The following is a 23,862-nucleotide window of genomic DNA, read 5'->3' as shown; positions in this document are numbered from 1 at the left end:
ACAACTCAATAACAACACCACAGTTCCCCAGGGAACCGAAGTTGTAACCACACAGACTTCCCGCCCCCGCACCCCGTGCGGAGGACCGGGTAACAAGGTTACGGCGGTCATAGCGTGGGGGAAACGCCCGGTCCCATTCCGAACCCGGAAGCTAAGACCCACAGCGCCGATGGTACTGCACCCGGGAGGGTGTGGGAGAGTAGGACACCGCCGGACAACCATTAACGGTCCAGGCCCCGACACACCAGTGTCGGGGCCTGAACCATTTAAACCACCCCCCCTACACACCCGGGCACCCAGCCCCCGGGCACCCGCCCCGCCGGAAGGCGCCATAAGCGAGCGGGCGCCCCGCCGGACCCAAACCCTCCATCACCTATGCGCAGGCCAGACCCCCGGCCCGCACCCGGGACGCCCGATAACTGCAGGACCGTCCCGCCGGAAGCCCCCATACGTGAGCGAGCGCCCCGCCGGAAGGCCCCATAAGTGAGCGAGCGTCGGTAGGGGAGTGCAACTAGTCTCGAGCCGCTTGCGTCGCCGAGCGGTAATGTTGGTGCACATGGAGAGCCTTTTCAGTCACGCCGCGTCGGACTCCGAACCCCAGCCAGAGCAGCCCGGTGAGCTGGACCCCGTAGTCTGCACCGTCGTCGTGCCTTCGCCGGTGGCGCACGCTTTCATGGGCTTTACCGATCACCCGCATTTGTGGTGGCCAATGGAGGACCACAGCGTCTACGGCGTGGGCTCGCACGTCGAGTTCGAGGAGAATCTGGTCCTGGAGACGGCCGACGACGGCCGCACCTCAGTATGGGCGACGATCGACGATTGGCAACCGCCGTTGTCCTTCCATGCGAGCTGGTATCCGGGGAGCACGGCGATGTGGTCTACCGAGCTTCGGGTTGCGTTCAGGGCGGTCGACGGCGGCACAGAGGTTCGCCTGGTCCACACTGGCTGGGAAGGCGCCGAGGACCCCGCTCAAACCCGCGCGGACTACGCGGCTGACTGGCCCGGAGTTCTTGATCGCTATGTCCGATTCATGGGCGGCGGAAGTGAATAGAATCCGTCGCCTCCAAGCTGCCGACTGGCGGTTGCTTCGCGAGGTACGCCTTGAGATGCTCTCGGACACCCCTATGGCCTACGGGGAGAGCATCGCGGCCGCTCGGCGCCAGACGGACACCCAATGGCAAGAGCGCGCCGCAACCATGTCGGGCGACTCGAGTATTACCCTCGTGGCGGACGACGGCGCGGACGGTAGCCGGATCAGGGGACTCATGCGCGTGGTCATCAAGCAGCCGCAAGACCCCTCACAGGCGCGGCAAGCCATGCTCATCAGCGTCTATGTGGCCCCTGAGCACCGGGGCTTGGGCCTTGCTGACCAGTTGCTTGATGAGGCTTGCGCTGCAGCGAGTTCCGAGCTCGGGGCCGGCGTGATCGAGTTGGGGGTCCACGAAGACAACGTGCGCGCCAAGAAGTTCTATGCCCGGCACGGATTTGAAGTCACAGGCGCCTCGCGGCCCTATCCGCAGGATGAAGCCAAGCAGGAAATCGTCATGGCCCGCCGGATTCGGCTGCTTTCCGGGCCAAGCCATCCGGGACATCAGGCGATCGCCGCGTACTAGACTCGAAGCACTGAAAAACACCGCGAAGACTGCCGAATTGGCGTGTCCGCGGTGCTCAGCTGCGAAGGGATCCATCTTGTCGGACTACACGGCCGTTTCCGGACAAACCAAAAGCACCAGCGGGTTCCTGGATGAGCTTGCCGCGGCTCTCACCCCTGGGCAGGTGGCCGTCGACGAACCCACGCTCGTAATGTACGCTGCAGACAAAGGACCCGTCCTGGACCATCACCTGCCCGTCGCGGTGGTGTTTGCGAAATCCGTTGAAGACGTCCAGCACGTGGTGCGCAGCTGCGCTAAACACGGGGTTCCGATTGTTGCCCGTGGTGCCGGAACCGGTGTTTCGGGTGGTGCCCATGCCAGCCAGGGATGCATCGTGCTCAGCCTGGAACGGATGAACCGCATCCTGCAGCTCAACGCGGACGACGAGACCGCCGTCGTCGAGCCTGGTGTGGTGAATGCCGATCTGAACGTTGCGGCGGCCGAACACGGCCTGATGTATGCGCCGGACCCCGCGAGTTACAAGATATCCACCATCGGCGGCAATGTGGCCACGAACGCCGGCGGCCTGCGTTGCGCCAAGTATGGGGTGACCAGGGACTCGGTGCTCGCGCTCGACGTCGTCCTGGCCGATGGATCGCTCATCCACGCCGGACACCAGACCTTCAAAGGCGTGGCAGGCTACGACCTCACGGCCCTGTTTGTGGGCTCGGAAGGCACCTTGGGGATTGTGGTGGGCGTGACGGTACGCCTGCGCTACCTGCCCCGGGAAGTACAAACTGTGGCGGCTTTCTATGCGGATTTCCGTGGCGCCGCCGCGGGCGTCCTGGCGGTTGGCAAGGCGCGCGTCCAGCCCGCCATCATGGAAATGCTCGACGCCGGAACACTGGCCCAGCTCGACGAACTGTACGGCTCTGACCTCGGTGAGCGCGGACAGGCCCTGCTGCTGATCCAGACAGACGGATTCGGGGCGGCCGCGGAGGCCACGCTGGTGCGGGAAGTCCTGTCAGCTGGCGGTGCCAAGGTGATGGCGGGAGCGAATGCCGAAGCCGAGCGCCTCATCGAGATGCGGCGCTCGAGCCGAGGCGACGAGGTGGACAATGAATACCGCGTGGGCGAGGACGTCGCCGTTCCGAGGTCGCGACTGGTGGACTACGTGGCTGCGCTCGAAGCCATGGCCGTCAACCACGCTGTCCAGCTCAAGGTAGTGGCCCATGCTGGCGACGGCAACCTCCACCCCACGTTCTGGGTGGACCGGGTGGACACGGAAGTAGACGCGGACGCTATGTCCCGCCTCAACAAGGCCTTGGACGACTCCATCGACGCTGCACTGGAGATGGGCGGAACCATCACCGGCGAGCACGGGGTAGGGCAGTACAAGCTGCGATGGCTCGGCCTCGAGCAGGCCGAGCCTATCCGCGAGTTGCAGCACCGCGTCAAGGAGCTTTTCGACCCCGCCGGGATCCTCAACCCGGGTAAAGCCATTTAGACTCTTGGTATCCCAAGTTTGGGACTGTCAATCCAGCGTCACGCCATACAACCGCGATGACGGTAGTTTACTTTGCTCCCTTGAACCCATAATCTTATTTGGTATACCAAATGGATTCAAGGAGACGATCAATGGGACAAGTACGCCCGCCGCGCCGCGGTTCTTCCGTGAAGGACGCAGGCTTCACCGCGGCCTGGGTCCTCGTTGCACTGGCCCTTGTCTCCATCAACCTTCGTCCAGCCATCACCACCATTGCGGGCACCATGGGGCAGCTGCAGGAAGGGTTCGGATTGGACGCGCACTTGCTGCCGCTGTTGGGCGCCCTGCCTGTCCTTGCCTTCGGCGTCTCGGCCCCTTGCGGTCCATGGCTGGCCCGTCGCCTCGGCACAGGCAGGGCGGTTGCTGTTGCGCTATTGGTGCTGGCCGTTGCGCTTCTCGTCCGTGTCCTGGTGCCCGGACTACTGCTGCCCGGCACGTTCGTTGCAGGGGCTTCGATCATGACCGCCAGCGTGCTGGTCCCACAGATCGTGAAGGCCAACCGTGGTACAGGCTGGTGGACGGGGCTGAGCACCATGGGTTTCGGGTTGGGCGCCGCCCTCGGTGCGGGACTCGTGCAGCCGCTGCAACACGTGTTCGGCGGAAGCCTTGCTTGGGCGTTGGCGGTCTGGGCTGTTCCTGCCGTGATGGGTGCCGCGTTGATCCACCGCACCTGTGGAGCAACTGGACGCTCCGACGGGACTGGCCGCCCGGCGTCGGGGGTTGGTTTCCCGGCGGCGTCACTGGAAATGGCACAGAAGACGACGACGGCGGGCGGCGCCGCGGGCAGCTTCCGCACAGTGCCGCTGCGGAAGCAGCGGACGGCCTGGGCCGTGACTGCCTTCTTCGGGCTGCAGGCCATGCTGTATTTCGCCGTTACCTCGTGGCTGGCAGTGTTCTTGGTGGCGAAGGGCCAGACGGCGGCCGACGCAGCTGCGCTCTTGGCTTGGTTCAGCGTTGCCGGGCTGCCTGCGAGCCTGCTGGCCCCCGTCCTGGCGGGACGTCCCGCGGTCCTGAAGTTCATGGCTCCGGGGCTGGGACTGCTCGTCGCGGCGGCCTTGATGGGGGTCCTGACGGCGTCCGCGAGCTTGCAGTTCCTGATGGTTGGCCTGCTGGGGATCGTTCAGAGCGCGGGTTTCGGATTGGGAATGGCGCTGGTGGTCATCCGATCCACGGGACCACAGAGCGCGGGCAGCCTGTCCGCCATGAGCCAGGGACTGGGCTTCGCGTTGGCCTCCCTTGGGCCCTTGGGGGCGGGTTTCCTGCACGAATGGTCCGGTGGCTGGGACGTTCCTTTCTGGGCCCTGACCGCAGAAGCGGTACTCCTCGCCGCGGCCGGATTCCTCGCCGTGCGCGGGCCTGCGGTGTCCGGGGCAATCGCCGAAACCGAACACTTGAACGAGCCCGCCGCCGTCGCGCGTTAACCTCAAGCCAGCGGCGTTAGCCTAAGGCCAGCGGCGCTAGCTTAGGCATCAGGGCGACGGCGTCCGGCAGCCCCGGTAACCAGAAAGTGGCCGGTCCCTCACAGAGGGACCGGCCACTTTCTACCGGGCGGCTTAGACGAGTTCGAGCTGGTCTGCCACGACCTTGCCGCGGTGGATCACCGTACGGTCGCCGCCGCGGTCCATGACGGCGGAGGCGACCGTTTCGCCGTCGAGCAGCAGGAGTTCGGCGGGATCGCCGACCTCGATGCCCGGGCGGTGTGCCGTGCCCTTCAGGCGGGTGGCGGACGGGTCCAGGATGCTGGCGCCACCCACGGTAGCGATCGCGAGGGCGTGCTCGATGAGCTCGTCCTTGCGGAAGCCGTGGGTGAAGGCCAACTGCCATGTGCGGTCCAGCATGTCCGTGTTGCCGTAGGGGGACCAGTAATCGCGCTGGCCATCTTCGCCCAAGCCCATGCGGACGCCGGCCTCGGCGAGCAGGGGTATGGGCAACTGGCCGGAAATCGAGGGCGCCACGGACGCCATGGAGATGTCCAGCTCGGCGAACTCCTCGATGAGCCGGCGCGTAGTGGCCTCGGAGACACTGCCCAGCTGGTACGCGTGGGACATGGTGACCTTGCCCTGCATCCCCAGTGCGCGGGTGCGCTCGATCACCAAATCCGTGCTGAAGACGCCGAGTTCTCCGGGTTCGTGGAGGTGGATGTCGATGGGGACTTGGTACTTCTCAGCCAGCCCGAACACGATGTCCAGGTGCCTCGCGGGGTCGCGGTCCAGGCTGCAGGGGTCGATGCCGCCCATGACATTCGCGCCGGCCTTGAGGGCCTCGTCCATGAGGGGGACGGTGCCTTCCTCGAGGAGGAGGCCGGCCTGCGGGAACGCGATGATGTCGACGTCGGCCTGGTCCTTGAACTGCTCCTTGGCAGCCATCACGGCATCGAAGCGCTCAAGGCGGCAGTCCACATCGACCTGGGCGTAGGAACGTACGCGTGTGGTGCCGCGCGCGATCATCCGGCCCAGGGTGTTGTTGACGCGTTCTTGGAGAGGGACCTCGGCGTTGCGCCAGTTCTTCCGGTCGTTCATCATCATGGTCCACACGCCGGGCCCGCCGGTGTGTTCGCGGAACGGCAGCCCTATGCGGGTGGAGTCCAGGTGCACATGGACGTCCGAGAACGATGGCACCAGGAGACGGCCACGGCCTTCGACGACGGTGACGTCTCCCGGCTGCGCTCCGGCTGCGCCCGCGGTGCGTGCCGGGTCATGGGGCTCGACGCCGGCGATCTTGCCGTCCGTGATGAGGATGTCGCTCAATGCTTGTCCCCAAGGGCGGACGGCGCGGATCAGGGTGTTCAAGGTATTGCTCCTTTGGTAGTGGGTCTATTGCACACCAGCGCTGGCTCCGGCTGCCAGACCCGAATGGTGGCAGGCAGGAGCAGCTGCTGGCTGGTACGGGGACGGGCTCGCAGCCGTGGGTTCGACGCTGGACTGTAGCTGAGTCAACGGGCGTGCTCGATTCATGGCCCAAGGAGCAAGCTCCGGAACGTTTTGTATACCAAAAATAGACTAGAGCACGTTTTGTGGGATGTAAATCACAACGTTGTCGACTCTGGAATACCAAGCGACCATCCATCCTTAGCGGCAGTTCTCCTGGGCGGCGCAACAGCGGGCGCTCTTGCCATCAGTGCACCCCCGGTGGCGATAGCACCCAAGTCTGTCGATCTTGAGTCAAATCAGCAGGGGGACCGTTTGCAACAGCGTGCGACCACCGTTCTCAACAATGAGACCAAAACCTGGGAGAGTCTTGGCAGTTTTGTAAAACTACCCTAGCCCTCGATCAGCTACGGATAAGCTGTTTCCGCCCGTGTATGCTCGGGTGGAACGCCGAGCGGCAACGTCCGCCCGGATCCAAGGACAACTGCACTCCATGGACGAGACGATGGAGAATGGAAGGGTGGCCAAAGCCGATGTCGGAAACCCTGAATGGCCGCGACGACGAGGCTCGGGCTGAACAGGTCTACCAGCTGGTTCTCGAGGGAATCGTGGCCGGGAAATACGAGCAGGGCGGGCGGCTGCGCGAGCGGGAGCTTTCTGAGCTCTACAACGTTTCGCGAATCCCTGTTCGCGAAGCCATCCAACGCCTTGAGCAGGATGGCTTCGTTGAAACGTTCCCCCGCAGGGGTGCCATCGTCCGCCAATTGACGCTCACCGACGTCAATGAACTTTTCGACGTCCGGCTGTGCCTGGAAACGTTTGCCGCCCGCATGGCGGCCGTCCGCGTCGCGGAGGGCGAGCCGGGCGGGCGTCTTCAGAAACTGCTGGACGAGGCAAGGCAAGGGATCGACGACGGCCGGACTGACGACGTCGTGCGCCTTAGTGCGGCGTTTCACGCCGAAATCGTCCGACTCTCCGGCAACCGGCTGCTCATCGAATCCGTCAAGCCGTTGTTTGGCCGCATGCGCTGGATCTTCGGGTTGGCCCATAATCGAAGCAACGAACTCCAGCGCGACGAGCACGCGGAACTGTGCAGCGCCATCCTTGCCGGCAAGGCAGAGCTCGCCTACACCCTGGCGTATTCACACATCGAACTCGGACGCGAACCTGTGTTGGCGGGACTCGCGGAGACGCTGGAGCCCTGAACCCCTGCTAGTCGTCCGAGTCCGGGTATTCGTCCTGCTCGTACCGGGATTCCTCGGTTTCCACTTCCAGGATCTTCAGCAACGCTGTGTCCGGATTGAGCATGATGGCTGCCTCGTCGCGCCGGTGGCGCAGCACGGTGTCCAGGTAGGACTGCACCGCTTCGGCCAAGGGGATGTGGCTGTCCTGCTTCTGGCTCATGTACCAGCGGTGTTCCAGGACTTCGTGGACCACTTCTGCCGGCTCCAGCTTGCCTGCGAGGTCGCGGGGGATGGACCGGACGATCGGCTCGAAGATCTGGCTGACCCAAGTGTGGGCGCTGATTTCTTCGTCCATGTCCGGGTTGTTGTCCGCCCGGAATGAGTCCATGTCGTTGAGCAGGCGTCGGGCCTGGTTCTCCTGGGCGTCCAAGCCTGTGAGGCGGAGCAGCCGCCGCTGGTGGTGTCCGGCGTCGACCACCTTGGGCTGAAGCTGGATGGTGGAGCCGTCCGCGGTGGTCTTGATGGCATATTCTTCGACGTCGAAGCCGAGCTCGTTGAGGCGGCGGATGCGTGCGCCCACGCGCCAGCGCTCGCCGAGCTCAAAGGATTCCTTTTCAGTGAGTTCGGCCCACAGCCGGCGGTACGAGTCCATGATGAGCTCCGACGTCGCTACCGGGTCCACCTTCTCCTCGATCAGGCCGCCTTCGAGCAGGTCCATGAGTTCCCCGGCAATGTTGACGCGGGCGATCTCGAGATCGTACTCGCGCTGGCCCACCGAAAGATCGGGGTACAGCTCGCCGGTTTCGGCGTCCACCAGGTACGCGGCGAACGCGCCGGCGTCGCGACGGAACAAAGTGTTGGACAGGGAAACGTCGCCCCAATAGAAACCGATCAGGTGCAGGCGCACCAGCAGCAGCGCCTGGGCGTCGATAAGCCGTGTCAGGGTGTCCCGGCGGAGCATTTGCGAGAAGAGCGCACGGTACGGCATGGAGAACTTGAGGTGCCGGGTGACCAGCACGGGATTGAGCGGTTTGCCGTCGACAGTGGTGCGGCCCGTGATGACGGCGACCGGTTCGACGCACGGTACGTCCATCCGGGCCAGCTTGCGGAGCATGTGGTACTCGTGCCGGGCAACGTGCTCGGACGTCTCCTTGATGGCGATGACGGAACCGCCCAGGTGCGCGAAACGCACGATGTGCCGGGAAATACCGCGGGGCAGGGCGGCCAGGTTCTCGGCAGGCCAGTCTTCGAGCGCGATGTGCCACGGCAGGTCGAGGAGCTCGGGATCAGCTGCTGCAGCGGTGATGTTGAGGGATCCGATGACGCCCACCGGAGGGGCGGCGTCATTCGCACTGGCGGCCTCAGTGCGCGGGAGTTTGCCGATCTGCGCGTAGTCGGTGGGTTCGTCATGCCACTGGGCACCGCTTTGCTCGCTCATGGGTCAATTCTTCCGTATGGAGGCTGCTGTTAACGACGACGGCGGCCCGTCCACTCGGAAGGGCCGCCGTCGGTAATGCTGGGCCCACGCCGGCAGGGTTCCCTGGCCGAAGCGGAGCGAGGTTAGGGGGCTGGTGGGGACTAGTCGCCCAGGCGCAGGCCCGTCTTGGTGTCGAACAGGTGCACGTGGCCCGACTGCGGACGTACCCAGATGGACTCGCCCTTCATCGGGGGACGGCGGCCGTCGACGCGTGCCACGATGTCGTGGCTCTTGCCGTCAAGCGTGGTGTGACCGTAGACGTAGGCGTCGGCGCCGAGTTCTTCGACGACGTCGACCTCAACCTGAAGGCCTTCACCGGCACCGACGGTCTCGAGGTCTTCCGGACGGGAACCGAGGGTGACGGTCTTGCCCGTGGCGTCTTCGAGGACGTCGTGCTGGACCGGGTAAACCGTGCCACCGAACTGGACGCCGCCGTCGACGACCGGCAGTTCCAGCAGGTTCATGGCGGGGGAGCCGATGAAGCCGGCCACGAAGACGTTCTTCGGGCGGTCGTACAGGTTGCGCGGGGTGTCAACCTGCTGCAGCAGGCCGTCCTTGAGAACGGCAACGCGGTCACCCATGGTCATGGCCTCGACCTGGTCGTGGGTCACGTAGACCGTGGTGACGCCGAGGCGGCGGGTCAGGGACGCGATCTGGGTGCGGGTCTGGACGCGGAGCTTGGCGTCCAAGTTGGAAAGCGGCTCATCCATGAGGAAGACCTGCGGGTTACGGACGATTGCGCGGCCCATGGCAACGCGCTGACGCTGGCCACCGGAGAGTGCCTTCGGCTTGCGGTCCAGGTACTGCTCGAGGTCAAGAAGCTTGGCTGCTTCGCGGACACGCTCGGCGCGCTCTTCCTTGGAGACGCCGGCGATCTTGAGTGCGAAGCCCATGTTGTCCGCGACCGTCATGTGCGGGTACAGAGCGTAGTTCTGGAAGACCATGGCAATGTCGCGGTCCTTCGGCGGGACGTCCGTGACGTCGCGGTCGCCGATCAGGATGCGGCCGGAGTTCACATCCTCAAGACCTGCGAGCATGCGCAGGGAGGTCGACTTACCGCAACCGGAGGGTCCAACGAGGACCAGGAATTCGCCATCGGCGATGTCGATGTTGAGCTTATCGACGGCGGGCTTATCTGTGCCCGGGTACAGACGCGTAGCGTTATCAAAAGTAACTGTAGCCACAGTTATCAATCCCTTCACCGGCAGGTACGTGCCGGACGATCCGTTGTGAATGGTTCATGTTTATTCAATTGGACTCCCCGCCCAGAGCTGGAGCCCAGGCAGGGGAGTTCGTGTGACGTCGCACGGTAGTTGTGCGTCACATCACAACCAAGAGTATGGCAGTAACTTCCGTTATTCGCGCAAATGTTACGGATGTCACATGTGAGATGTGTCTCCCGAGACTTCTCGGCGCCGTTCGCGAAGGACCGCTTCCAAGAGTTCGGCAACGTGAACAGGCGCTTCGACCCGGAATTCGGCCTGTGTGAAATCCAGCCCGACTTTCACCCCGACGTCGCCAGTGCCCAGCCGGGCAATCGCGTCTTCATCAGTGACATCGTCGCCCGCAAAAAGGATCCCAGTGGCCCCAGTGGCCTGGCGCAGGAACTCGACGGCCTCGCCTTTGGAGGAGTGCACCACCGAGGTCTCAAGGACGCGCTTGCCATTCTTGAGGAAGACGCCCGGGCGGCCTTCAAGGACCGTCCTCGCAGCGGCGACGGCGTCCTCCGCTACGTCGTCGGCGGCACGCCGGGTGTGGAGTACGACGCCGGCGGGCTTGTCTTCGAGGACTGTCCCCGGAGCTTCCTGCGAGATTCCGGCCAAAACCTCGCGGACTTCCGCGAGGAGCTCCCGTTGGGCATCATCGAGTTGGAGTTCTGCCGAACCGGGGCCTAGCCAAGCCTCTGCGCCGTGGCTGCCAATCAGCAGCGTGGCCTCGGGAGGTGAGGCGACCGCCCGCAGACTGGCCAATGCGCGCCCGGAGATGAGCGCCGTCGTCGTCCTCGGAAGTTTGGCGAGTTCGGCGAAAGCGGCGGCTGATCGCTGAAGCGGGCGTGCGTCGCCGGCGTGGTCGACTATCGGAGAGATGGTGCCGTCAAAGTCCATCGCCACCAAAAGATGGTCTGTTCCGGCGATCCGGCGGACGGCGTCGAGTAGTTCGGGCGGGAGGCTCAGCGGGGGAGTGGCTGCTGTGTCAGGAGTCATCGCGCACCACGATTTCCGCCAGGGCCGAGAGGAAGTCTGCGGACCAATGGTCGACGTCGTGATCGAGGATTTGTTTGCGCATGGACTTCATCCGGCGACGGGATTCGTTCGGTGACAAGTGCACGGCCCTCATGATGGTGCTCTTGAGTCCGTCGATGTCGTGCGGATTCATGAGAAGGGCCTGCTTGAGTTGATCCGCCGCGCCGGTGAATTCACTGAGAACCAGGGCGCCCGTGTTGTCTGTCCGCGCGGTGACATATTCCTTGGCAACCAAATTCATGCCGTCGCGCAGGGCCGTGACCAGCATGACGTCGGCAGCAAGGTACAACGCGACCATCTCCTCGACGGGGTAGTTGTGGTGGAGATAGCGGACCGCGGTGTTCTGTATGGTGTCGTAGCTTCCGTTGATGTGGCCCACCGTGCCTTCGACTTCCTCGCGCAGGAGCCGATACTGCCGGACGCGTTCGCGGCTGGGGCTCGCCACCTGGATCAGCGTCGCGTCCTCCACTTTGAGCCGGCCTTCTTTGAGGAGTTCCTCAAAGGCCTTCAAACGGTGGGGGATGCCTTTGGTGTAGTCCAGGCGGTCCACGCCCAGGAGGATGGTCCTGGGGTTGCCAAGGTCCCGACGGATCTGCCGGGCGCGTTCAATAATGTCCGGTCGTTCGGCGAGTTCGCTGATCCGGTCTACGGCGATGGATATCGGGAAGGCCTGTGCGCGGGCAATATGCGTAATCTGGCCGTCCGGCCCTTTGACATGGATCTGCTGCTGCTTGACGCTGGCGCCGAGGAAACGGCGCGCCGAGCGCATGAAGTTCGCTGCGTCGCTCGGGCGCTGGAAGCCCACCAAGTCGGCCCCGAGCAAGCCTTCGATGATGGCCTGGCGCCACGGCAACTGGGCGAAGATCTCCGGGGGTGGGAACGGGATGTGGTTGAAGAAACCGATCCTCAGGTCCGGGCGCGCTGCGCGGAGCATGCTCGGCACGAGCTGGAGCTGGTAATCCTGGACCCATACGGTGGCTCCCTGATCGGCGTACTGGATGACGGCGTCGGCGAACCGTCGGTTGACCCGTCGGTAGGTGTCCCACCAGGTGCGGTGGAACTCCGGCGGGGCAATGACGTCATGGTAGAGCGGCCAGAGGGTTGCGTTGGAGAACCCTTCGTAATAGAGCTCAACATCGTCCGTGCTGAGTTCCACGGGAACCAAGTCCATGCCTTCGTGGCTGAAAGGCTCAAGGGGCTCGTCCGGGGCGCCATGCCAGCCGACCCACGCGCCGTCCGTCTTGGTCATCATCGGGGCGAGGGCTGTCACCAGGCCGCCGGGAGAACGGCGCCATCCGTCGTCGTTGCTTTCCGCGTCATCGCTGGAGTAACGGTCTACAGGAAGGCGGTTGGAGACCACCATGAAATCGTATTTCGCTGCCTTTGGAGCCTGTCTGCCCCCGGGCGTGGTGTTGAGTTTTTCGCTTGCCAGTTCTTGCATTGCTGCCCCTTGGAGTTGCTTGTGACTCACATCCCACCCTACCGGCGGGAATCATCAAGGACACTTGCTCGTTCCTCAGACTGGAGTCCAAGACCCCAGCTTGTCTGTCAGTCTTCTCCCGTAAACTGGCCCCGTTGCCTTAGCTAGACCCACCAGACCAACGCCGTCGATCAATCACGAGGAACTGATGAGCCCCGCAAACGAACCACGCCTGTCCAAGGCAGAGCGCACCGCCCAGGCCCGCGAAAAGGCCCGCGAGATCCGCGAAGCTCAGTTGAAGAAGGACAAGCGCAATAAGTTGCTCATCGGCTGGGGAATTGTGGTTGCCGTCGTGGCGATCCTCGCCGTGGTTGCCTTGGTGGTCAGCCAGAACATTGCCAACAACGCACCCATTGCCGATCAGGGCCCGACGCCGGCCAACTCCAATGTGCACGGCGGCGTCACCCTCCTGAAGGGCACCGACGTGACGAAGGCCGCGGCAGCCACGGTCAACCTGGCCGACCTGCCGTCCGCCCCGGCAACCAAGCCTGCCACCGTGACCGCTCCCGGTGCCGAGGCTGAAGCCGGCAAGCCGGTCAAGGTGGTGGCCTACATCGACTTCATCTGCCCCGTCTGCAAGAACTTCGAAGCCACGTACAACCAGCAGCTGACCCAGTTGCGGAACGATGGCAAGATCAGCCTGGAGTACCGTCCGCTCGGCTTCCTCGACGCCAGCTCAAGCACCAACTACTCCTCCCGCGCTGCTAACGCCGCGGCCTGCGTGGTGAACTCTTCGCCGGACAAGTACTCGGCCTTCGTTGACCTGCTGTTCGCACGCCAGCCCGCTGAGGGTAGCGCAGGCCTTTCGGACAACGACCTCAAGAAGATGGCCACCGAAGCAGGCGCCGCCAACATTGACTCCTGCGTGGACAGCAAGACCTACCGCCCGTTCGTCAAGGTTGTTACCAAGGAGGCTGCCGTCATCGGAGTCACCGGTACGCCCACGGTCTTCGTCGAAGGCAAGCAGTGGGACGGCAAGACGGACCCCATCGCCGACCTGAACGCCGCTGCCGCAGCGAAGAAGTAGAGGGCTCTGCAAGGATTTTGACGCCGGTCCGGGCGGTGCGCGCTGTTTTGGGGACAGTGCGTGACGGCCGGGCCGGCGTTTTGGTTTTGTGTGGGGGTGGGGATCGCGGGGCCTTCAGGGCGCCCACCTCCGACCGCGCGGAATTTCCGTGGGCGGGAGTTCTTGGGCTACCCTTATCTAGCGCTCTCGCACACCAGCTCCGGCTTGCCGGAGCGCCAGTCCCGGTTCGCCGTGGCACCTAGCTCCGGTCCGCCGGAGCGCGCCTCCTTAGCTCAGTTGGCCAGAGCACCGCTCTTGTAAAGCGGGGGTCGTCGGTTCGAATCCGACAGGGGGCTCTCAATTGGGGTTTGACCTGCGGGGTTACTCCTGCGGGAAGAGCAAAAAGTGCTTGGGTCTCAGGTAGAAGGTTCTGACATGAGCAACGACATCGGCCGATTCAGCTTGTGCCACGCGGCGACGCCTGCAGACATCCCGGCAGAAGAGCAGGAGCCTGCTGAGCCGGTCTATGGCTCAGCAGGACGTCCGCCTGAAGCAGCCTTGAGCCCTAAACCTCCTTACGGATGACCCCGCGATATCCATCGCCTTGAAAGCCGATGGTTGAAGCCCAGCGGGTATAGCGAACCGCTTCATTCGCGGTCGGCATCGGGCTTTTCTCCTCGGCATTTGAAGGTGTAGATGAGCTCCGCCCGAGCCCCAGCCGCCGAAGATTCGCAGCTTTGAGGAGCATGCCGAGTCGGTGACCCCGATATTCTGACAGAACAAGGGTGTCCTCCCGGCCGGCGGCGCGTCCAACGGCGGGAAGTGACAACTCATAAAAACCCGCAGACCGCCCCGGGGAAGGCGTTCCCAGGCGACAGGGAAGGGCTGCGACCACTTGCGGCGAGTGAGCAATCGCTGAGAAGGTCTTTCAGAAGCCGCAGGGCATGCCGGGTGTTCTAGTGGGCCGCCGGCTGGACGAGCGCGGCGGCGAGCCGGTGCGGCATGGCACTTGTCAATGCTTGTTTGGCTCAGGCGCTAGGGGATCAGCGACTCCCGCAGTTGTTGCAGCGCAACACGAACTACGGTCTCGGATCGGTGGATCTCCCTCACATTCATTCCGGTAAACTCTTTCACCGCACGGCGCATGCTTTGCACGTTGGTGAATCCGCACGATGTCGCAATTTCTGAGAAGGTTATTTTTTGCGCGTCGGCCTGAAGGAGGAGCTCCAGCGCTCTTCGAGTTCTCAAGGCGCGTATACGCTCACCCAAGTGGAGTTCTTCATTCTCGAAAAAGTAGAACAAAGAGCGACGGGAGAGATTGAACCTTTCGGCGACCATTGCCACGTCCAGATCGGGGTTGTCATAGCTGGCATCAAGGTATTTCTTCACCGCCCGACTTAGGGCCGGCTTCTGCGCCTCATTGTCGACCGGCGTTTCAAGCAGGGAGCCCACCAAGGTCGCCATCACGGATCGGAGGATGTCTGCGGTTCCCAATGCCTCTCGGTCGATGCCGGGCCGCTTCCAGCTCAACAACGCAGGAATCACGAAAGTGCCCACGATGGGATGCTTTGCGAGGTCAGGCAGGCGAACCAGGGAGGCTAGCGCGGCATCGCTCACATCTAGGCTGCTGCGGTCGATGTTGATCTGCAAGGCGTGAAAGCCCTCGGGCGCATCGAAACTGCCGCCCAGCGAGGTATCGATGAACCTGACTGAGCCCGGTGGTACTGGCTCAGGCACGCCGTTGAGAGCGAGGGTTAGGGCCGGCGCCTTCCTGAAGTAGGCCAGCCGCAGATCCCTGGTGTCGGGATTAGGCGCCCACGAGCCCAATGCAGGGGCGTTGTACATTTCTATGAGGCTGAAGCCTGGCCCGGCAAGACTAATGGCTGAAGGACTGAAAGGCAGGGGCGCAGCATCTTTCGACTTTTCCAACCGCATCGGAGTTTCGACAGCACTGCCGTACCACGTTCGCCAATGTTCGAACCTTTGTTCCGGACTGAGCCCCTCCGGTACTGCATATCGTCGCAGCTGACCGCTCTTCTCAGTAGGAGATTGAGGCATGCCATCCTCCTTTTTTGCCAGCGCGAACCTTCATGGCGGTCCCTTGGAATGGCCGCGACGTCTTGAGCGCGACGTCTTGAGGCAGCGGTTGCGGTGGCATGCAAGGCCGGCCCGAAAAGAGCTCAGCTGTTACGTGTATTCTACCTGTGTACATCTCTATTTGGTGCGCTGATTGTTTCAGTCCCGCGCCCCCACGTGACCAGTTTGTCGCCGCCACGGCTTGGGTGAGCATGCCGTTGATAGGGCTCGGGCACGAGGAGCTGTTAGGCCACGGCGCGTGTGTCCTTCAGCTCTTCATTTGGGGACGTGGCCAAGGAAATGCGCGGTGCAATTAACCGGCCACGGGGTGACGGAGTGAAGACCGGGAGGCGTGGGCGACGCGTTCCACATTCTGCAGATCGATATTTTGGTGTCTGCCGGGATGCAGCGTGGTTGCGAGATCATTGAGTCGTTGAGGGGCGAGGGCATGTTCGATGGCCAAGATGCTGGCCCCAACCACTCCAGCTTCCGGGCCTGTTTCGGATCGGGTGATATTCAGGTGCTGGGTCGCCAAGGGCGTTGAGCGTGCATAGACGGTTTCACGGATTCCGGCGATCAGATGTTCTCCGGATTGTGCAAGGGATCCGCCGACGACAATCAGGGAAGGGTTGATGAGGCTCACACACATGTTGAGCATTTCTCCGATGTCGCGGCCGGCCTGCCGGACGGCTTGAATAGCAGCCAAATCGCCGGAACGGACGAGTGAGACGACGTCGTTCGCGGTGGTCGCTTCGAGTCCGTTTTCGCGGAGATGGGCGGCGACGGCCGGAGCGCCTGCGATGGCTTCCAGACAGGCGGCCTTGCCGCAGCGGCATTGAATTCCTGCCGCCTTGGAAACGGCAATATGACCGACGTCTCCTGCGACTCCTGCCGCGCCTCGTTGCAATATTCCTCCACTGATAATCCCGGAGCCGATGCCGGTGGCGACTTTAAGGAAGATCATGTTTTCCTCATTGGGCCAGCGTGTAGCCCGCTCGCCGAGGGCCATGATGTTGACATCGTTGTCGACCAGTACGGGCACGTCAAAGGTCTGCTGAACGTAAGCGGGGACATCGAATCCGTCCCATCCCGGCATGATCGGGGGGCTGGTCGGTTTTCCCGTGGAGTGTTCAACGGGACCGGGAAGCCCGATGCCGACAGCGACGATGTCCGTTGCCGGACGCTTCACCGTTTCCAAATGACCCTGCAGCGTCATCGCTAGCCGGTCCAGAACAGCTTCCGGTCCGCATGAAATCTGCAGTCGTTCAGTGGTTTCCAGGAGAATCTTTCCCGACAGGTCCGTGAGAGCCACGGTTGCGTGTGTGGCACCGACGTCGGCGGCAGCGGCAAGCCTTGCACCTGGGTTGAAGGCTAGTCGCGCCGAGGGGCGGCCTCCGGTGGAAGCCGCATCCGACACCGGTACAACTAGCCCGAGTTCCAAGAGCGCCTCGAGGCGGGAACTGATGGCAGCTCGCCCCAAGCCCGTTATCGCAGCCAGGTCGGCCCTGGTTCGCGGGCGCCCGTCCCGCAGAATACGCAAAAGTTCGCCGGGGCCGCCGTTGTCCATATCTCTCCATTTCGGGGGCTCGAAAGAGGTGACTGGTGAGCTTGAGGTCTGACAAATCGCGCTCACAGGCCCCAAAGGGGGACCTTGCCTCCACTCAGTGTTAAGGTGCCCGCTCGTTCTCGTCCACTCGTTGGCGCCCGTAGCATCAAAAGGTGCAACTTCGGTGTGCATTCCATCGCCAAGAGCGTCAAAAGGTGCAGACTTTTGCTTGATGACTGACTAAAGCCACGTGGTGCGTGTCACTGTTTCGGCATGGAAAACGACAGAACCACGACATCCCCCTCCCGGTTACGGGCCGGGTTTGTCGGTGCCGGGTTCATGGCTGAGGTGCACAGCAGAGCCGCCCGTGCCGCAGGGGCGGAAATCACCGGCATCGCGTCCTCGAGCCATGCCAGCGCCGCCCGCGCCAAAGACCGTCTGGGCGCCATACAGGCTTACGCCTCCGTCCAGGACCTCGTCGAGGACGGCGCGATCGACGTCATCCACGTGTGCACTCCCAACACCACCCACGTCGCGCTAGCGGAGGCAGCGCTGAAGGCAGGCAAACACGTGGTCTGTGAAAAACCGCTGGCCACCTCCGTGCAGGAAGCTGAAGAGTTAACCGCACTGGCCGGCAGCCTGGGGCGCGTCGCCGCCGTGCCCTTTATTTACCGGTTTCATCCCATGGTCCGGGAAGCGCGGGCCAGGGTGCGCCTTGGCCAAGTCGGACGTGTCCTGACCATCCAGGGTTCATTTCTTCAGGATTGGCTTCTGTCCAGCGAAGACGACGACTGGAGGGTCGATGAAAGCCTCGGAGGACCCTCACGGGCCTTCGCCGATATCGGCTCGCATCTGTGCGACGTCATCGAATTCATTCTTGATGACCGGATCAGCCGCCTGGCCGCCCTGACCCGGACCGCCTTCAATCAACGGGGTGGCCGGGACGTCCGGACCGAGGACATCGTGTCCGTGGTGTTCGAGACCTGCGGCGGGGCCGTGGGGACGCTCCTGATCAGCCAGGTCGCCCCGGGGCGTAAGAACCGCCTCGCTCTGGAAATTTCAGGAACGATGGAAACACTGACCTTTGATCAGGAGCAACCGGAAACTCTGTGGGTCGGGCGCCGCTCGGGCTCCCAACTGCTGGTCCGCGATCCGGCCGCCCTTGATCCATCGGCTGCGCGATACTGCAGCCTACCGGCAGGCCATTCGCAGGGCTATCAGGACGCCTTCAACTCCTTCGTATCCGATGTTTACCTCCCGGTGAGATCCGGTACGGTTCCGGATGGCCTGCCCCTGTTCGAGGACGGCCTGCGGGCTGCCCGTCTCACAGCGGCCGTCCAACGCTCCGCCCGGGAGGGCGGATGGCAAGAAGTTCCACAGAACGACCCGGAATCGACCGGGCACAAAACACCTCTATTAACCCTTAAGGAAAGGCAGTAGGATGATCCGATCTCTCGATCGCGTCAAGCGATCCCGCATCGTAGCGGGCCTGGGAGCCGCGCTCACCGTGACCTTGTTGGCAACCGCATGCACGGGCGGGTCATTAGCACCCAGCACCGCCGCGGCCAAACCGACGGAACTGCGGATGCTCTACACCACCGATGAAGCCAACAGCGCCGCCGTCGCATCGCTGGTGCCGCAGTTCAAGGAAAAGTTCGGCATCGATCTGAAGATCGACAACCAGCCGTACGACGCATTGCAGCAGAAGGTCTTCTCGGAGTTCGCGTCCAGCAGCAGCTACTACGACATCGTCGTCGTCGACACCCCGTGGGCGCCGGCCCTGGTGCAGAACCTCGAACCTCTGAGCCAGTACATCCAGAACGACGCCCTGAACCCCGGCAGCCCGCAATCTAACGTGGGCGACTTCATCCCCAAGGTGTTCTACGACACTGCCGTCTACAACGCTGATTCCCCGATCAAACGCTACCCCGATCCCACCGCGAAGCCGGACGTGTCCGCGATCAAGAACGCCGGATTCGACGTGTACGGGATGCCGATCCAGTCGAATGTGGCCGTCATGGCCTACCGCAGCGACCTGTTCAACGACCCGACCCAAAAGGCGAACTTCAAAGCCAAGTACGGCAAGGACCTCGCTGTCCCGAAGACCTGGGATGACTATGCCCAGGTGGCAGGGTTCTTCACCCAGCCCGATAAGAAGCTCTACGGCACGACGGTCATGGCAGGCGTCGGAGACTGGGCCACGGACGACTTCAAGACCCTGCTGGCATCATACGGCGGAGACGGGACACTCGCGGACGAGAGTGGCAAGCCCGCGTTCAACACTCCCGAAGGAACCCAGGCACTGGACTACTACGCCAAGCTCGCGCAAAGCGGACACGTCCCCCCGGGCAGCACGTCAGCGGACTGGGGCACGACAGCCGAATCGTTCGGCAGCGGCCTGACCGCCATGACGATCAACTATCACGACCTCAAGCTCGCTGACAACGTCAAGGGCGGCACCATCGGCTACGCTCCCGTCCCCATCGGCAAGGCTGCCGGTCCCCACTTCGGTACCTGGATGCTGAGCGTGAACAAGAATTCCAAGAACAAGGAATGGGCCTACCAGGCGATCAGCTGGCTGACCGCCGCCGAACAGCAAACGACGATGACCGCCAAGTCCCTGCACCCCAGCCGGGCCTCCGTCTTTGCCGGTATCAAGAGCGATAACCCCCTCGCACCCTTCTACGACACCCTCGGGAAATCCCTCGCAGTCGGCGTTGGCCGTGCGCGGCTGACCAACTACACGGAAGTCAGCCACGAAGTGGCCGTCGCGGTGAACAACGCAGCAACAGGCGCTTCCTCACCATCGGACGCCCTCAAATCCGCGTCAGACAAGGTCTCGGCCCTCCTCAAATCGGCCGGCTACTAACACAACGGACCGCTCAAGGTCGCCCAAGGAGTATCGACAATGAAAGCAACCGCCGCACCATCGGATGCGACCTTGACGGTTGACGCTTCCTGCCGCGCGGCCGGCCGTACCTCGGCCGATCCGCGCGGCAGGAAGCCGCTGACCTGGAAAAAACGTTCGACCCCGTGGATCTACATGGCCCCGGCCATGATTGTCCTGCTGCTGATGACGGTTGCCCCTGCCATCTTCATCTTCTACTCGGCCTTCCGCAACGACAAGATCCTCGGAGGCGTGGGCAAATTCGTCGGACTGGACAACTTCATCGAGGCGGTCACCAATGCCTCGGTCCAGCACGCATTCCTCATCACTTTCGGCTTCGTCGCGGTCGCGGTGATCCTGGAGATGATCCTCGGTTTCGCCTTGGCACTCCCGCTGGCCGCCCAGACCCGCGTCAACAAAGTCGGGGCCGCTCTCATGCTGCTTCCGTTCGCCGTCACTCCGGCGGTCGCGGCCATGGTCTTCAAGCAGCTGCTGAACCCCAACTACGGTTGGGTAGGTTACTACCTCGGCGTCTTCGGATTCCCCAAAGGCATCGACCTGCTCGGTGATCCGACATCGGCATGGATCGTCCTGGTCATTCTCGACATGTGGCAGTGGACCCCGTTCATCGCCCTGATCCTGATGGCCGGCCTCCAGTCCCTGCCGGGCGAACCCCGGGAAGCAGCCATGGTCGACGGAGCGACCCCATGGCAGATGTTCCGGCACATCACCTTTCCGGCCATGGTGCCGTTCATTGCCATCGCGGCCGTGCTGCGGACCATCCAGGCCTTCAAGACCTTCGATTCGTTCAAGATCCTCACCGGCGGGGGTCCCGGTGAGTCCACCGAAATCATCAACCTGGGCATTTTCCGCGTCGGCCTTCAAAGCTTCAACGTCGGTCTCGCCTGCGCCTTGGGCGTGGTCTTCTTGATCATCCTCTCGCTCCTTATCCCCTTCATGCTGCGGATCATCGGCCGCCGAGCAGACCCTGAGGAAATGTAATGACAACGACATCATCAACCCGCCGCGGCGGTGCGGTGGCACGCCTCATCATCGGACGTACCTTCCTGTGGGCATGGCTCCTGATCGGCCTCGTGCCGCTGCTGTTCATGCTTATCACCTCCATCAAGCCGGCCGGGATCGCCAACCAGGTCCCCCCGGCCTGGATCTTCCAGCCCACCCTGGACAACTACGCCTCCGTGCTGTCAGCCGGCGGCGGGAAATCCGAAAGCTTCGGTCAGCTGCTCACCAACAGTGCCATTGTCAGCCTCGGCGCCACAGCCCTGGCCATCGTCGTGGGGGTCCCTGCCGCCTATGCCCTGACCATGCGGGATTTCCGGGCCCGCAAGGGACTCTCATCCTGGATCCTGTCGACCTACATGTTCCCTCCTATCGTCGCCGTCATCCCGGTCTTCGTCTTCGCCGGCAAGCTCGGGCTCATGGACACCTACCCGGCCCTGATCATCCCGTACGCCGCCTTCAACCTGCCCATCGTGGTCTGGATCCTGCGCAGCTCGATCCTGCAGTTGCCCTATGAGATCCAGGAAGCAGCCATGGTCGACGGGGCTTCGACCTGGGAGGTCCTCCGTCGGATCATCTGGCCCCTGCTCGTGCCGTCCGTCGCCACGGCCGCCGTACTGACTATCGTCCTGTCCTGGAACGAGTTCTTGTTCGCGCTTTCCCTGACCCGCAGCGGAGCCAAGACCGCTCCGGTAGGCCTGCAGCAGTTCACCGGCATGTATGGCACGGACTGGGGCAACATCACCGCCGCCGCGACCCTGATCGTCGCGCCCATCCTGGTGCTCATGGTCGTGCTGCGCCGCCAGATGGTCGCCGGCCTGACCTTCGGTGCCGTCAAGTAAATGAGTATTGGAGAAGAAAAAATGAAAGCAGTCATTCTCCCCGGTGACAAGAGAGTCACCGTCGTGGAACGCGAGCTCCCGGAGCCGGGACCGCATGAGGTGCTGGTAAGGACCCGTGCCTCCGCGATCTGCCGCAGCGACATGAGCATCTACTACGGCACCCCGATCGTCGGCGGCGAAGGCGCCGGCCACGGTTCGGTGATCCCCGGGCACGAGGCAGCCGGCGAGGTCGTCAAGGTCGGGGACGCCGTGACCCACGTCAAAGTGGGCGACCGCGTCGCCGGCTACCTCGCCGTGGGCTGCGGATTCTGCGAGTACTGCCTCAGCGGCTACATGATGCTGTGTGAGCAGTGGAAATGCTTCGGTTTCGACGTCCACGGCGGTGACGCCGATTACTTCGTCCTGCCCGAGCGCAACTGTCTTCAGCTCCCCGACGAACTCAGCTTCCGCGCTGGCGCGGTGATGACCGACATGGTCGGCAGCCAGTACCACGTGCAGAAGCAGCTCGGCGTGTCCGGCGGAAAAACCGTCGCCGTCTTCGGCATGGGACCAATGGGATCCGCCGCGGTACTCATCGGCAAGGCCTTCGGCGCCCGCGTCATCGCCGTCGACGTCATCGACCACAGGCTCGAACAGGCCAGCTCCCTTGGCGCGGACGCCGTCATCAACAGCACAACAGCCGACGCCGTCCAGCAGATCCGGGACCTCACCCAGGGCCGCGGAGCGGACATCTGCATCGATTGTTCCGGCAACCCAGCCGGGCAGAACTCGGCATTGGACGCCGCCGTCAAACTAGGTGCCGTCGCTTTCGTCGGTGAGTCGCGGGCCACGCAGATCAACCCCAGCGACCAGATGCTCAGAAAGCTGCTCACCGTCGTCGGCGGCTGGTACTTCCCCATCAGCGACTGGGAAGAAATCGTCCGCCTCGTCATCGACCAGAAAATCCCGGTCGAAAAACTCATCAGCCACGACTTTTCCATCGAGCAGGCCGAGGAAGCATTCCGCGCCTTCGACCAGCGCGAAACCGAAAAAGCCGTCTTCGTCTGGTAGACCCCGTCAGACCCTCCCAAGGAGAGAACCCATGTTCAGATATGCCGCCGAGCTCGTCCCCTACCACGACCACGGCTTCGAAGACTCGATCCGCGACCTTGCCGACATCGGCTTCAAGGAAGTCAACCTCTGGTCCTCCGCCGCTCCGCTGGCCCACCACGTCAACCCGGGAGATGACCCCGGGAAAATCCTCGGAGTGCTGGACAAATACGGGGTCAAACCCTGCGGCCTCACGGTGTATGGAAAGACCCAGGAAGAGATCCTTGAACGCGTCGAATTCGCCGAAGACCTCGGCATCGACACCCTCATCTTCGACTGCGAAGCCAACTACCCCGACTTCGTCTCAACCTTCCTGCCACCCATCGTCGAAGCAGGAGCGCGCCGCGGAGTCCGGATCGCGGTCGAAAACCATCTCACCGTCCCTTTCGCCGCCGATTTCGAATCCGGCGCCAACGAAGACCAGCGATGGGACGAAGGCGTTGACACACTCGCGCAGATGAAACGGCTCATCCGCGACATCGACGACCCCTATCTCGGCGTCTGCATCGCGCCCCCTCACTTGTGGGTGATGCAGGACACCATCAGCGAAGCGATCACCTTCCTCGCCGAACGCAAGAGGCTCTTCTACTACTACATCTGGGACATCGATCGCGCCTACCGCCACGGCACCGACGGGCTGAACTTCGGTCCCGCCGATCAGCAACTTCCCCGCCCCGAGGGCACACTTGACCACTCCGTGATGCTAGGAACACTCCGCCGGGTCGGATATGAAGGTGTCGCCAGCCTCAAATGCCACGGGACCCAGGGATGGAGCTTCGAAAAAATCAGTGCACACCTTCGCGCGTCTGACGCCTATATCAGGGACTGCATGAAAAAATCCCACGCCCTCTGAGGATCCCGGACTCACCTCATCGTCCGGGGTCTGCAGCGGCAATCGCCGGTATTTTCCTGGCTGAACCCGATCTGCAGTCCCCGGACCTCAAGAGCGGAAATCAGAAAATGCAGCAAGTGCTGTCATAGCCGGACCGACGACCATTGATCCGGAC

General features: G+C 63.2%; 20 protein-coding genes, 1 tRNA gene and 1 rRNA gene. 15 read left to right on the top strand and 7 right to left on the bottom strand.

Annotated elements, in window-relative coordinates:
- Positions 1-99 precede the first annotated feature (99 nt).
- The 5 genes from rrf (at position 100) to HNP00_RS09160 (ending at position 4,559) form a co-directional block, all read left to right on the top strand.
- Positions 100-216: ribosomal RNA gene (gene rrf, locus HNP00_RS09180) — 5S ribosomal RNA — on the top strand.
- A 340-nt stretch (positions 217-556) separates the two neighbouring features.
- Complete coding sequence (locus HNP00_RS09175) at positions 557-1,051, top strand: hypothetical protein (protein WP_184738141.1); 495 nt, start codon at positions 557-559, stop codon at positions 1,049-1,051.
- Positions 1,044-1,613 carry an N-acetyltransferase gene (locus tag HNP00_RS09170; RefSeq protein ID WP_311770537.1) on the top strand — a complete coding sequence of 190 codons (570 nt, stop codon included), beginning with the start codon at positions 1,044-1,046 and terminating at the stop codon, positions 1,611-1,613. Before HNP00_RS09175 ends, HNP00_RS09170 begins: the two co-directional genes overlap by 8 nt.
- A gap of 76 nt (positions 1,614-1,689) precedes the next feature.
- Positions 1,690-3,099 carry an FAD-binding oxidoreductase gene (locus HNP00_RS09165; RefSeq protein WP_221451330.1) on the top strand — a complete coding sequence of 470 codons (1,410 nt, stop codon included), beginning with the start codon at positions 1,690-1,692 and terminating at the stop codon, positions 3,097-3,099.
- 131 nt (positions 3,100-3,230) lie between these two features.
- Positions 3,231-4,559, top strand: coding sequence for an MFS transporter (locus tag HNP00_RS09160; protein WP_260404858.1), 1,329 nt, complete (start codon positions 3,231-3,233; stop codon positions 4,557-4,559).
- A 132-nt stretch (positions 4,560-4,691) separates the two neighbouring features.
- Here the strand turns inward: HNP00_RS09160 and HNP00_RS09155 are convergent, their stop codons facing one another.
- Complete coding sequence (locus tag HNP00_RS09155; RefSeq protein ID WP_184738139.1) at positions 4,692-5,927, bottom strand: amidohydrolase family protein; 1,236 nt, start codon at positions 5,925-5,927, stop codon at positions 4,692-4,694.
- A 611-nt stretch (positions 5,928-6,538) separates the two neighbouring features.
- Here HNP00_RS09155 and HNP00_RS09150 point away from each other — a divergent pair.
- On the top strand, positions 6,539-7,210 hold the full coding sequence (locus HNP00_RS09150; protein ID WP_260404857.1) for a GntR family transcriptional regulator: 672 nt from the start codon (positions 6,539-6,541) through the stop codon (positions 7,208-7,210).
- Between the two features lie 7 nt (positions 7,211-7,217).
- On the opposite strand, the gene HNP00_RS09145 is transcribed toward HNP00_RS09150, so the two are convergent.
- The 4 genes from HNP00_RS09145 to HNP00_RS09130 all read right to left on the bottom strand — a co-directional run bounded on the left by HNP00_RS09145 (position 7,218) and on the right by HNP00_RS09130 (position 12,350).
- Positions 7,218-8,627: a DUF4032 domain-containing protein gene (locus HNP00_RS09145; protein WP_184738135.1), complete on the bottom strand. Its 1,410-nt coding sequence runs from the start codon at positions 8,625-8,627 to the stop codon at positions 7,218-7,220.
- Between the two features lie 140 nt (positions 8,628-8,767).
- The gene (locus HNP00_RS09140) at positions 8,768-9,850 is read right to left on the bottom strand and encodes an ABC transporter ATP-binding protein (protein WP_184738133.1); all 1,083 of its coding nucleotides are present in this window, start codon (positions 9,848-9,850) and stop codon (positions 8,768-8,770) included.
- A 195-nt stretch (positions 9,851-10,045) separates the two neighbouring features.
- Positions 10,046-10,870, bottom strand: a complete 825-nt coding sequence (gene otsB, locus HNP00_RS09135) for a trehalose-phosphatase (RefSeq protein WP_184738131.1) — start codon at positions 10,868-10,870, stop codon at positions 10,046-10,048.
- Entirely contained in the window at positions 10,860-12,350 is a 1,491-nt protein-coding gene (locus tag HNP00_RS09130) for a trehalose-6-phosphate synthase (protein WP_184738128.1), read from the bottom strand. Before HNP00_RS09130 ends, otsB begins: the two co-directional genes overlap by 11 nt.
- Positions 12,351-12,537: 187 nt before the next feature.
- Between HNP00_RS09130 and HNP00_RS09125 the strand changes: the two genes are divergently transcribed.
- The 3 genes from HNP00_RS09125 (at position 12,538) to HNP00_RS09115 (ending at position 13,980) form a co-directional block, all read left to right on the top strand.
- A complete protein-coding gene (locus HNP00_RS09125) occupies positions 12,538-13,416 on the top strand; it encodes a thioredoxin domain-containing protein (RefSeq protein ID WP_184738126.1) in 879 nt (292 codons plus the stop codon).
- Positions 13,417-13,677: 261 nt separating this feature from the next.
- A tRNA-Thr gene (locus HNP00_RS09120) sits at positions 13,678-13,751 on the top strand.
- A gap of 79 nt (positions 13,752-13,830) precedes the next feature.
- On the top strand, positions 13,831-13,980 hold the full coding sequence (locus HNP00_RS09115; protein ID WP_184738124.1) for a hypothetical protein: 150 nt from the start codon (positions 13,831-13,833) through the stop codon (positions 13,978-13,980).
- 450 nt (positions 13,981-14,430) lie between these two features.
- Here the strand turns inward: HNP00_RS09115 and HNP00_RS09110 are convergent, their stop codons facing one another.
- Positions 14,431-15,453: a helix-turn-helix domain-containing protein gene (locus HNP00_RS09110; RefSeq protein ID WP_184738122.1), complete on the bottom strand. Its 1,023-nt coding sequence runs from the start codon at positions 15,451-15,453 to the stop codon at positions 14,431-14,433.
- 331 nt (positions 15,454-15,784) lie between these two features.
- Complete coding sequence (locus HNP00_RS09105) at positions 15,785-17,038, bottom strand: ROK family transcriptional regulator (protein ID WP_184738120.1); 1,254 nt, start codon at positions 17,036-17,038, stop codon at positions 15,785-15,787.
- A gap of 252 nt (positions 17,039-17,290) precedes the next feature.
- Between HNP00_RS09105 and HNP00_RS09100 the strand changes: the two genes are divergently transcribed.
- The 6 genes from HNP00_RS09100 to HNP00_RS09075 are packed head-to-tail and all read left to right on the top strand — an operon-like array spanning position 17,291 to position 23,708.
- Positions 17,291-18,457 carry a Gfo/Idh/MocA family protein gene (locus tag HNP00_RS09100; protein ID WP_184738118.1) on the top strand — a complete coding sequence of 389 codons (1,167 nt, stop codon included), beginning with the start codon at positions 17,291-17,293 and terminating at the stop codon, positions 18,455-18,457.
- A gap of 1 nt (position 18,458) precedes the next feature.
- Complete coding sequence (locus HNP00_RS09095; RefSeq protein ID WP_184738116.1) at positions 18,459-19,886, top strand: ABC transporter substrate-binding protein; 1,428 nt, start codon at positions 18,459-18,461, stop codon at positions 19,884-19,886.
- 39 nt (positions 19,887-19,925) lie between these two features.
- Complete coding sequence (locus HNP00_RS09090; protein WP_184738114.1) at positions 19,926-20,906, top strand: carbohydrate ABC transporter permease; 981 nt, start codon at positions 19,926-19,928, stop codon at positions 20,904-20,906.
- Positions 20,906-21,766 (top strand): carbohydrate ABC transporter permease, encoded by an 861-nt coding sequence (locus HNP00_RS09085; protein ID WP_184738111.1) that lies wholly within the window; start codon positions 20,906-20,908, stop codon positions 21,764-21,766. The genes HNP00_RS09090 and HNP00_RS09085 overlap by 1 nt, the downstream gene beginning before the upstream one ends.
- Positions 21,767-21,787: 21 nt before the next feature.
- On the top strand, positions 21,788-22,816 hold the full coding sequence (locus HNP00_RS09080; RefSeq protein ID WP_184738109.1) for a zinc-binding dehydrogenase: 1,029 nt from the start codon (positions 21,788-21,790) through the stop codon (positions 22,814-22,816).
- Between the two features lie 31 nt (positions 22,817-22,847).
- Positions 22,848-23,708 carry a sugar phosphate isomerase/epimerase gene (locus HNP00_RS09075; protein WP_184738107.1) on the top strand — a complete coding sequence of 287 codons (861 nt, stop codon included), beginning with the start codon at positions 22,848-22,850 and terminating at the stop codon, positions 23,706-23,708.
- Positions 23,709-23,862: the final 154 nt, after the last annotated feature.

Source organism: Arthrobacter sp. AZCC_0090, assembly GCF_014207375.1.
Lineage (GTDB): Bacteria > Actinomycetota > Actinomycetes > Actinomycetales > Micrococcaceae > Arthrobacter.
Note: the sequence above shows the minus strand (reverse complement) of the source record. Positions and strands in the feature narration are given on the sequence as shown.

Bases quoted from the DNA above. Each gene is read 5' to 3' on its own strand.
- HNP00_RS09145 (WP_184738135.1), bottom strand. From the start codon at position 8,627: ATGAGCGAGCAAAGCGGTGCCCAGTGGCATGACGAACCCACCGACTAC.
- HNP00_RS09130 (WP_184738128.1), bottom strand. From the start codon at position 12,350: ATGCAAGAACTGGCAAGCGAAAAACTCAACACCACGCCCGGGGGCAGA.
- otsB (WP_184738131.1), bottom strand. From the start codon at position 10,870: ATGACTCCTGACACAGCAGCCACTCCCCCGCTGAGCCTCCCGCCCGAA.
- HNP00_RS09100 (WP_184738118.1), top strand. From the start codon at position 17,291: ATGGAAAACGACAGAACCACGACATCCCCCTCCCGGTTACGGGCCGGG.
- HNP00_RS09085 (WP_184738111.1), top strand. From the start codon at position 20,906: ATGACAACGACATCATCAACCCGCCGCGGCGGTGCGGTGGCACGCCTC.
- HNP00_RS09110 (WP_184738122.1), bottom strand. From the start codon at position 15,453: ATGCCTCAATCTCCTACTGAGAAGAGCGGTCAGCTGCGACGATATGCA.
- HNP00_RS09075 (WP_184738107.1), top strand. From the start codon at position 22,848: ATGTTCAGATATGCCGCCGAGCTCGTCCCCTACCACGACCACGGCTTC.
- HNP00_RS09160 (WP_260404858.1), top strand. From the start codon at position 3,231: ATGGGACAAGTACGCCCGCCGCGCCGCGGTTCTTCCGTGAAGGACGCA.
- HNP00_RS09115 (WP_184738124.1), top strand. From the start codon at position 13,831: ATGAGCAACGACATCGGCCGATTCAGCTTGTGCCACGCGGCGACGCCT.
- HNP00_RS09090 (WP_184738114.1), top strand. From the start codon at position 19,926: ATGAAAGCAACCGCCGCACCATCGGATGCGACCTTGACGGTTGACGCT.
- HNP00_RS09080 (WP_184738109.1), top strand. From the start codon at position 21,788: ATGAAAGCAGTCATTCTCCCCGGTGACAAGAGAGTCACCGTCGTGGAA.
- HNP00_RS09105 (WP_184738120.1), bottom strand. From the start codon at position 17,038: ATGGACAACGGCGGCCCCGGCGAACTTTTGCGTATTCTGCGGGACGGG.
- HNP00_RS09150 (WP_260404857.1), top strand. From the start codon at position 6,539: ATGTCGGAAACCCTGAATGGCCGCGACGACGAGGCTCGGGCTGAACAG.
- HNP00_RS09125 (WP_184738126.1), top strand. From the start codon at position 12,538: ATGAGCCCCGCAAACGAACCACGCCTGTCCAAGGCAGAGCGCACCGCC.
- HNP00_RS09095 (WP_184738116.1), top strand. From the start codon at position 18,459: ATGATCCGATCTCTCGATCGCGTCAAGCGATCCCGCATCGTAGCGGGC.
- HNP00_RS09175 (WP_184738141.1), top strand. From the start codon at position 557: ATGGAGAGCCTTTTCAGTCACGCCGCGTCGGACTCCGAACCCCAGCCA.